4 protein-coding genes are annotated in these 10858 nt (G+C 30.7%); all 4 read right to left on the bottom strand.

The window, feature by feature from the left end; all coding sequences use genetic code 4:
- Positions 1-5 precede the first annotated feature (5 nt).
- Genes ACXYRO_RS01060 through ACXYRO_RS01045 form a run of 4 tightly spaced genes read right to left on the bottom strand, consistent with a single transcriptional unit; the run spans position 6 to position 10672 of the window.
- Positions 6-1058, bottom strand: a complete 1053-nt coding sequence (locus ACXYRO_RS01060; protein WP_458597596.1) for an ABC transporter permease — start codon at positions 1056-1058, stop codon at positions 6-8.
- A complete protein-coding gene (locus ACXYRO_RS01055) occupies positions 1059-2114 on the bottom strand; it encodes an ABC transporter permease (protein WP_435128893.1) in 1056 nt (351 codons plus the stop codon).
- A complete protein-coding gene (locus ACXYRO_RS01050) occupies positions 2115-5156 on the bottom strand; it encodes an ABC transporter substrate-binding protein (RefSeq protein ID WP_458607447.1) in 3042 nt (1013 codons plus the stop codon). It abuts the gene before it with no gap.
- A gap of 8 nt (positions 5157-5164) precedes the next feature.
- Positions 5165-10672 carry a PDxFFG protein gene (locus tag ACXYRO_RS01045; protein ID WP_458614058.1) on the bottom strand — a complete coding sequence of 1836 codons (5508 nt, stop codon included), beginning with the start codon at positions 10670-10672 and terminating at the stop codon, positions 5165-5167.
- Positions 10673-10858: the final 186 nt, after the last annotated feature.

Below are 10858 nucleotides of genomic sequence, written 5' to 3'. Positions count from 1 at the left end.
AACCTCTATCTTTGACGTCTCAAGGCATCTTGGACGCTCGCTCCTATTAATTGCACACTAGTTGTAATTAAAATCAACATTGTCGATGGAACAAAAACATATCTTAAATAGGTAGGAAAGACCTTTTGACCTTCTGAAATAAGGTTACCTAAGGTTGGAACGTCATCAATTGCTAAACCAATGAAAGCTAATGATGTTTCTGAAAGCACTACCCCAGGAATTGTAAATACTAACTGAGTAATCAGTATTGGCAAGATAACAGGAACATAATTTTTAAGAATTTTTCATGCTGGTGTACCTAAAACTCTCGAAGCTGCAACTCACTCAAAGTGTTTTGCGCGCTTAACTTGAGCACGGATTTGATTAGCCATTCCTGTTCATGATGTAAATGATAAAGAAAAAACAATTACTCAGAAACTTGGACTAACAACAATAGTCATCAAAATCAAAATAATGATTGTTGGAACTACTGAAATAACCTTAATTATAAATGTCATCACACGATCAAAACGCTCATATTGACCCATTAAAATCCCAATGGTAAGTCCGATGATAACTTCGATAAATGTAACAACTAATGCTAATGCAATCGAGTATCGCAATCCGTGTCATAAACGTGCCCAAATGTCGCGACCAATTGAATCGGTTCCAAAAATATGATAAATTCCTGTTTGCTCGTCTGTTTGGTTAAATGTTAAGAACCTTGCATCAACGCTTGATAAGTTTGGATCTTGTGTAGTAAATGGGATAATAAATGATAAAAGAATAATCACGACTAATAAAACAAAACCAAATACACCTGCAAAACTCTTTGAATAACGATATACAAATTCTTTAAATACCTTCGTTTCTGCACCCATATGTGCATCAGCATGGAAATCAAAAGTTTTACCTACTATTTTTCATGCTTGATATTGAAACGGTTGCAATATCATACTTGGAGCAGCATCCTTAGTTAGTTCATTTGTTGGACCAAGTTGTTGACGTTGCTTTAATTTAGTTAAATACTTTTTAAAAGAAGACACTAATTTAGATTCTTTTTTATCATTGAATGCCAATTATGCCCCCTTTCTACGCACTCTTGGATCTATAACTTCATATAAGATATCACGAGTTGCATAAGATAAAATAGTAAGTAAAGTAAACATTATAATTAAGAATAAAATCACATTATAGTCTTTTGTTTGAATTGCTTGTAGTAATGTTGCACCAGAACCAGAAATAAAGAAGATTTGCTCAATGAAGATACTTCCGATAAATGAACCGAAAATAACAGCAGGGAAGAATGTTGCGATTGGGAAGAGTGAAGGTTTAAGTGCATGTTTTCATACAAAACGGTTTTTTGATAATCCTTTTAAATATGCAAATTTAGCATGCACTGAGTTTAACTCACGATTTAATTCGGTACGAATATATTTGATATATACAATGATACTTCCAAGAGAAAGCGCTAATCCAGGTAGGATATATGTTAGGAAATTATGTTGAGCGAAGATATATGGTAAGTTAATTAAACGACCGATAAATACTAATATTAAAGCAAAAATAATCGAAGGAACCGATGAAAAAATACTTACTAACACAGTTGATACATTATCAACTATTCCGCCTGGGTTTTTACCAACTCATATTCCTACAGAAATTCCTATTACAACAGTTAATAATACTGAAAAAATTCCTACTAAAAATGATTTATAGAAGCGCTCTCAAATAAATGAATTTATTTCTTGTGCAGGAAATAATGATAATGATATACCAAAATCTCCGCGAAAGAGTCTTACTATATAGTGTCAGTATCTTATAATTAACGGCTGATCTAAACCGTATTTTGCTTCTATTGCTTTTTTTGCTGCATCATCTAAACCAGCTGTTAAAGTATTTGAACCAGGAACGGCATTAATTAAAAAGAATGTAATAGTAATAACAATTAATCCAATAATAAAGAATTCGGCAATAATCTTAAAAAATCTTCAAGAAGAAATTAATAAAGGTGAATTAATGTTAAATAATTTCTCAACAAATGTTGCATCTTTAGTTCTTTTGTTTGAAAAAACTATAAAGTTATCATCAACATAAGTAGTTTTGTTATTTTCTTTTGTTTTAGATCATTTCATCTATTTTGCCCTCCCTCTTGGTAATCCTGGTTTTGGTGGTCTAGTAAAATCATATGCATATTGCAGTGCAAATGTATAAAGACTATCTACACCACCTACTCTGGTTATTTCTCAGTTGGTATCAACTTCCATTAATGGTACAACAATCGATGCATCACGAATGACTTTTTCAAGTTCTCCGATGAAGATGTACACATATTCTTGGGTTCATTTTAATTTTGCCTCAGCATTTGTAAAGTTTCCGGTAAAGAATGCATTTATTCTATCAGTATAACTTTGCGAATCTTCTTGTGGACGAATGAAAGATAAATCAATAAATTTACGTCAAAAATCTATTTTTGTATCAATCTTTCCTAATGATCACTGAATATGTAAGCGATCTGCAGTAGGGCGTGTAGCATCTGCTAATTTATCAATTCCCTCAAACATTAATAACAGTTCATTAAGAATTTTTTTCTTACGTCCTGCTTTAATATTCGGATTTTGAATTAGCATATATTCAATTAAATTTTTAATTAAACGGTCACTAAATGTTTTTGATGTGTCTTTGTTTAATTTTTCAATTAATGGTTTAACTGCTTCTTCAAAAGCTGTTATATGATTCTTATCTCCTTTTTTAGCTTTTTCATATGCATCTTTTGCGCTTTGTGATGCATTAACTAAAGCTAAAAACGGAGTTTGTAATTTTGTTTCGATGTAGTTATCTACATCTAAATTGGTTGCTTGCACATATAATTGGCGAATGTAATCTGCATATGTGTAAGAACCTACTGGGTTTGTTTTAAAGGCAATACTTTTTTGGTTAAAACTATCTATTTCATCGGGTTTGAAGAATACTGCAACATAGTCTTGAGCACTATTTCCACCTAATCTATCATAGTTTTGATAGATAATGTCGTATTTTCCTTCTTCAATAAATGAAGCAAATGAGTTTTCAGGTAAACTCTTAATATCAATGTTTACAAAACCATCGAAAGTTCTACCTAATATTTCTTTTAAGTATGCACCTGCTTTCTTTTGTTCATCACTAGAGTTGTTTAAGAATTTTAATGTTACAGATTTTAATGCCTTGTGTCTTGCTTTAAAACGTTCAATATAAAATTGTGCTGTTTTTGGTGCATATGTTTGATCATAACGATGTGTTTTCTCAAAAGTATATCCTTTTGAAAGATGAGTTACAAAATCATAATTTTGTAATGGGAATTTTACTCCATCTTTTGCATCACTACTCATATCTGAAAAGTAGGTTTCGATATTTTTCCCATCATATGTTCGATATTGTCCATATGCTGTTCAGGTGTTTACTGGAAATGAAAAGTCTCATCCAACTACTTTAAGCAGGTTTTCACGGTTTACTGCATAGAAAATTGCGTTTCTAAGGTCTTCATCTTGTATATAACTTTGTGCGTTTGTTTCATTATCAAGGTTAAATCCAAAAGCAATTGTTCCATAACCTGTGTTTTTATTTAGATATTTTTTGTATTCAGGGTTAGCAAAATATTGTGTTATTTTTTCAGCCGGAATATAAGTTTGTGAAATATAACCATCTTCAAAGAATGTTGCATTAGTGTTTCTGTCAGTTGAAAAATAAATTTTTATTCGGTTTGAAATGGTGTTTTCTGCATCGAAATAATCTGGATTTTTTTCTAACAATAATGATCCCTGTGGACCTAAAATAACATTTTCAGGTTTCATCAAAAATGGCCCATTTGTTAAAAAGTGTTGTTTTTGTGATCCGAAGACATCGATTCCACCTGCAACTGTTTCAATATACTTACGATTTACAGGGAAAAGGTGGAAGAAAATAGTAAATAGCATATATGATAAACCTGGTGTCTTGTTCTCATCAAAAATCATTGTAAAAGTATTTAAATTATTTGCTAATGTCTCAATTGTAGGTTTAATTTTTCTTGCATCTTCATCAAATTTAAAATTTTGGTAAGGATTTGCATAAACATTTTTTACTAATGTGCGAACAAAAGTCTTAGTTTTATCTTTTGGATCTCTGAATGTAAAACTTTGTGATTCTTTTTCAATCTTGAAATTAGGATTTAAATCCATGCTCTCATTAACTTGTTCGAGACTGTAATCTAAATATAGCTGACCAGTATAAAAACCAAAATCTAATGCAGCTTTTTTGATTGCTTCAACTTCTTTTGTATCAGCAGGTACATTATTTTTTGAAACTTGTGATTGTCACTCTTTTTCACTTGGATCTTGAATGTAACTACCATCTGCTAATTTAATGTATTTTCTACGACCTCATGGATTTTTATATGGTACACCAAATTTATCAACATAGTCTTTTTGAGCAGCAACAAATTTTTCGGCTCCACGAATAGAGTATTTTAATACAGAATCTAGTTTTTGTGATCCGGTATTAATATCCAAAATATATTCTAAATAATCACGTAAATCCTGTGCTGTTGAAACATCTCCGTTACTTCAGCGATTTAATCCGTTGTTTAGAAATCCAGTTACTGCCATATAGTTGTTGCTGTTTTTTGGGTTAGGGAATGCATAAATACTTGCATTTCGTTGTGGATCACCGATTGTCGCACGCCCTAAACCACCAGTAATACCAAAGTCATGTAATCCGTATCAACTACCACGAACTCTACCAAAACCATCACTTTCTTCTAATTTATTTTTAAATTTGAAGAAATCATCAAAGTTTGAACTTGGTTCAGTTTTTTTATCTTCTGTTGTTTTAACAGTTCCATCGGTATCTACCATAACCATATTTAACGGACTTATTTTAGTAATAGATTTTAAATCACTGTTTGGTCCACTTTTAAGAAATGAGTCGACTAATGAAGGTAATATTTTATCAACTGATTTATATTTTATATAGTTTAAGTTATTAATTGGTTCAGTTGCTAAACCAAGATCATAATCAATTACTGAATTTTGACTATGAACTTCATTTAGACTCTTTGTATTTGTTGTGTTATTTCCACTGGTGCTACACGCTATTGCTAGCAAGGATGCTGATGAAAGTGCAGCGGTTGTGGTAAATAAATATCATAACCTTTTTTTCAAATTAGCTCCTATCCTGTTATGTTAAATTGGTAATCAATCTTGATTATTGCTTTACCTTTATCTTGTGTTTTTGAATCTTCATTATGTCTTATAGTTACTGATGCTTGTGTACCTGTTTTTCCGTTTTCTGCTAATTGAGTTACATCACCTAAGGTAAAATCGGAAACAACTTTATTATTTTCATCTACAAATTGAATGTAGTATTGATGCTTTGGTAATAATAAGGTATTACGGTATTTTGCCATAACTCCAAAATCAGATATTCATGAAGTATATCCTTCATCTTCTACTCTAACCTTAGAACTTGCATCACCTTGTTGTTTGAGATAAAAGACGTTATTTGTTCCTTTAATATTAATTGGTAAGAATTTTTGCTCACCTGTTTCAACATCTGTAAAACGAAGTTGTTTTATCTTTTTAGCATCTTCGTTAGAAACATATCCGTATAATGCTAATGAATCAATACGTTTATTTCTAAAGATACCAGCTACAGTTCTCTCTCCGATACCAAAATTACGTAATTGTGAAATAAAGAAAGCTCTCGGACGTGATTTAATTGGTTGATTTTTAAAGTCCTTTAGACGGATGTCATCATCCATAATTTCTTTTCCATTATCATCATAAAGTTGCATTCCAATAGCGACTTTTTGATAGCGATCTTGGAAGTAACCGTTGCTTTTGGTTATAAGTTTTCCAAAATATGATGAGGATCTATCCTCGTTTCTTCCGTTTGAATCAGAAACATCAGATAATTTACCTTTATATACACCAATTACTTTTTCGTATGTATCTTGTAGTTGCTTGTCTTGCTCTTCAAATAATTTAGCAATTTCTTCATTAAGTTTCTTGTTAGCTTCTTGTAATTGATTTTTAGATGCTATATTAGTTGCTTTTTCAGATTCTAATTGCTTCTTTTGCTCATCCGTGATTTGAGTTTTCAATTCCTTATCAATTTGTGCATTTCGATTATCGAGTTTTTGTATTTCAATTTGGTTTTCTGATGCTAATGATTCTTTGATTTGACGATCTAATGAATTTTTAAAGTAAATATCCTTGGTTTCATTAAATAATTTATCAAATGCTTCTGCTCTAACTGCATCAAAACTTGCATTAATAATATTTGAATAACTATTTTTATGTTCATTTCAAATTTTTAACTTAGTTGCATCAATTACATAATCTTGTCCTGTATATGCTTCGTTTGCATTAGTTAAGTATGTAGGCAAGTTACCAAAATCAGCTGTGGCAGGGACATATGTAGTTTGCACATAATCACGAGTTAAAGTTTCTGGAATTGAATATATATAGTCAGTAAATTTATCATTTAGCAAGTTTTCAACACGCGTAGAGTTATATTCAAGAATATCAGAAGAAGGATATCCATTGTTAAATACAGTATAAACCGCTCTTCTTAGGTATCAAATGCGATCATTATCACGATAACCTTGTCCTAAGTAAGTAATGATATTACCTACAAATTGATATAAGTCTTGTGTATTAGTAAATTCTAGTATCTTAGTAGCAGAATCTTTACCTACAATGCCAGTTATATAATCAGAGAATATTTTTTGCAACTCTAGTGCATCATATGATGTACGTTCTTGTGTTGGTGTGATAAGTTCATTATCAACCATAAATTTTTTATCAAAGTAAAAGCTGTCTGTAAAAGTATTACTTAAAATATCGATTCCGTATTTAGATGAAAAAATTGCTTGATTTTCTTTTAACTGAGTTGCTGGATTAAAGTCTGTAACTGTTCAGAAATAATCTGAATTTCTAAATCTTAACATTAATTCATTTGCAAGTTCTTGATCGCTTGCTGCTGCAATTCTTGATTTATTTTCTGCTGATTCATCTGAAGTTGCTACTGCTGCTTTAAATGCATCAAAATCAAATTTAGTTTTTACGTAATCAACATCTCAATTAAATTTAATTACGGGAGCACCGTCTTTAACAGTTAATGGTTCTAATGATGCTTTAGAATAATCAATCGATGTAAATTCAATAAATTTTTCGAAATCATCAAATGCTGCTGTTGTTTCGCTTTGATTTCCATTTTTAACTGTTGCTAAAAACTCTTTATTAAATGAGTTGTATAAATTATAGTTTTTTACAGTATTTTTATTAAAGTTGACAAATGCTATTTTTTTAACAAGAGCAGAAAAACTTCTAGGATTACGAATTATGCTTTGGAAGGTATCTTTTGAAACAACATTACCATCTGCATCGATCCCAGCTAAGAATGGAACAAATTTTTTGTCTTGATCAATGTTATATAAACCAAAACCACTAAACATTATTCCATAAGCCGGGTTCATTTGTGGACGACCACTAGCATTGTTATCACTGTTAAACTGTCTTGCATATGGTCATAAATCAGATTGCCCATTTTCATCTGGATTATAAAGGACTTTATCTGAAAAATGATTGTTTAGTATTAACGGGAATGTATATCCTTTTTGAATTTTTCCATCTTTAACAAAAGCAAAAACATTCAACAATTGAGCATAATATCCATCTTGAAATTGTGAACCTCTATTTTGGTTTTCTAAAATAAATCCTACATATGTATCAATTATTTCACTGAGGTTTGTGTATAAATCACCTTTATCTGTTAATGCTGTATATTCTAATGCGCGACGGGTTCCTGGTCGTTTTGTGTTATTTTGGTAAATTTGATCGATTCTGTTTGAATCTGCATCTAATTCAACTGCATCTGAACGGTATTTTAAAGAATCAACAAATCCGTTATCTGTAAAATTGGTTCCTTGAAGCAATGTTTTACGAATTGGACCAATTACACCACCAAAATCTGTATCACGGGTGTTTCAACCTGAATCTGCAAAACGGGTAATTAATAAACTCTCAATTGTACTCTTAATAATATTTGTTTGTTCACTTATATAATCAAGACTTTTTTCATCAAGTGGTTCATTTAACGGAACATTAATTGCTGGTTTTCCATCTTTATCAAAGACATTAATTTTGGTTGCTATAGTAGCGGCATTTGCATCTTTTTGTGTTTCAACTACTGAAATTGTTATTGAATTTGGGGAAGCAATTTTAATCACATCTTTAAGTGATTTTCCTAAACCATCTCTTATATTTTCAACAATATCAGAGATTGCTACTTCTTTAAAAACATAAACATCTTTTCCGTCTATTTGTTTTTTCTCAAAAGTTTTGCTTACACCCTCGATAAATGGATTTAATGTACCTGAATTTTCATCAAATGAATTAGCTATAAATAAATCACCTAATCTTGCTCCACGTAATTTTGCAGCTTCTTGCATTCCTTTAAAGTCTTGTAAAAATCTACGATCTTTTTCATCCAAAACACTGAACACATCACTGTTTGGAATTGGGTTTCCTCAAATTTGCTTGTCTGTTTCACGAACAAATTTTCCGTTTTTATCTTTAAATAAGAAGCGAATGTATTGTCCTGTTGTATCAGTATCTTCAGTTTGTTGCCCTAACGCGTTAACACGAACAAAATCTAAATTAGTACGTGCTTTTAAATAATTGCGCAATGATTTTGCTGAATAATAAGATGTCTCAGTTAAACCACCACGAGTAGAAATCCCTCCAACAACAACGGCATTACTGTCTTGATTAAGTGCTTGTGATTGGTCAAGTGTATAATGGTGTCCATATTCATGGGTTGCAACATATTTTAAGAAGTCAGTTGATATCCCTTCGTAATTATCTATTGTAGCAGAAAGCAATAATGGCAATCCTATACGATCGCTATCACGTAATCCATAATAGTCACCTTCGACTAATTTATAATCATAAAATCCTTGATCGTTAATTGTTCTTTGAATATGTGGTCCATTTAGTTTTTTTGCTAATTGTGGAAACTTTTTAAGAACTTTATCAACTAAACCGGTATATACTTCGTTATAAATTTGATATTTACGAGTCGATAATCCTCTAAGAGGTCTACCATTTTTATCAACGATGCTAATATCTTCTGGGCCTGATTTAATTGAAATTGGATTAATTGAACCTTTGTACCCTACTGCATCTTTAAATTGTTCGAATAATTTATTTTCGGCATCACTCATATGCATCGCATCAAAAGTGATAATTAGTGGAATATTTGTATTAGTGTTTTCTAATGTAATTTCAAGACGTTTATTTTTAACATCAATTGATTTAACTTTAAATTCACGTAAACGATTTTTGCTTTCCTGGGGAACTTTGCTTCAGTCACGCAATGAATCAATCGAATTCATCGCTTCGACTTTTGATGCATATGCAGATAAATTAGCATTTTCATCAGCATAAATTCAAAGTGTTTGTCCTTCATATGCTTTAACATCAAAAAAATCTAAAAAATGTTTTAATTTTGGATCTAAAATAGCCTTAAATGTTTTGTAATTTAATTCAAAATATGGATCGATTTCGTTTTCTGCTGCTGCATAGACAAATTTTGCATCTTTACCATCTGCATCCTTATAAGAAAATTCGATACTCAAGATTCGATTATCACTATTATTTGGTTTTGATGATGTTACTTTTGTAACTTTCGCATCAACTAATGAATCATAAGTTATTTTTGGGGCATCTGAATGCCCTGAACTATCAAATGTTGGTAAATTAACATCCTTGGTTTCTAATGTAAATGTATATGCTGTGAGATCTTTTGGTAAAATCAATGTATCTTCTAAACGTGTAGTTTTTGGAATAAAGATTTTAAAGGTTTCTCCTAATAATCTGTTTGGATTATAAAGCGATAAAAATGGTAGATTATTTGCTGAACGAGAATTTTTTATCGCAGAAGCAAGTGGAATGGTTGCTAAAAAGTTATCAACAGTAACTTTATCTTGTTGATCTTTAAATGTTGCATATGTAAGTGAATCGGTTCGGTTTCCCGCTCCACCTATTACTGAGTAAACTGGCATCGAACCAAAGAATGCATCAGGGAAGAATTTGATTTCGCTTACTTCTTTATGTAAAGTAGAATGCGATCCTAATGTAATCGCATTTCCGTTTTGTTCTACTCCTGGTACCAATCTAAAACTATCCAAGGTTAATAAATCTGGTCCTCATGCAACATTATTAATAAATCACTTGCTAAAGTCGATAAATTTATCTGGCTTTACTGCTAAAACATATTCATCATAAAATGTAAATGAACCATATTTAACTGCTAAGATAAAACTTTCATTGTATCTTTTATAGTACTCATTAAAAAAGTCTTCAAATGAATAAAGTTTGCTTTTGTTATCATTGAATCCAAATGATTTATAGTCAGGTGAAATAAATCCAACTGCATTTTCTTTTGACGGATCAGTGATAAAGATTTCAGGTGTTAATTCATGATTTTCATTATATAACTTAGAAAAATCGTTTTTCAGTTCTTCTTTACTTACAGGCAGCGATGAACCTCGCACCTCATCTGAGTTATTTGCATATCCATACATTGCTGCTACAGTTATAGCAGATGTAAATGTTATTATGCTGGCTGAAAGTAAAACTTTTGCTTTTAAACTAAGTTTTAGTTTTTTCATACTTCCTTTCTTTTTATAAGTTGGTTTGAATAAATATTCTATATAATTTTACCATAATTTTTCATATTTATATATTTATTGTGTTTTTAAAGGGTGCTATATATCATATGTTTTGAGCATTTTTAACATTTTTTAATAATTTCATAAAATAATTTTGTTTTTAAGTAATTATTTACATTATTATTC

Source organism: Mycoplasma sp. 4013, assembly GCF_054353875.1.
This window is presented reverse-complemented; position numbering and strand designations above follow the sequence as displayed.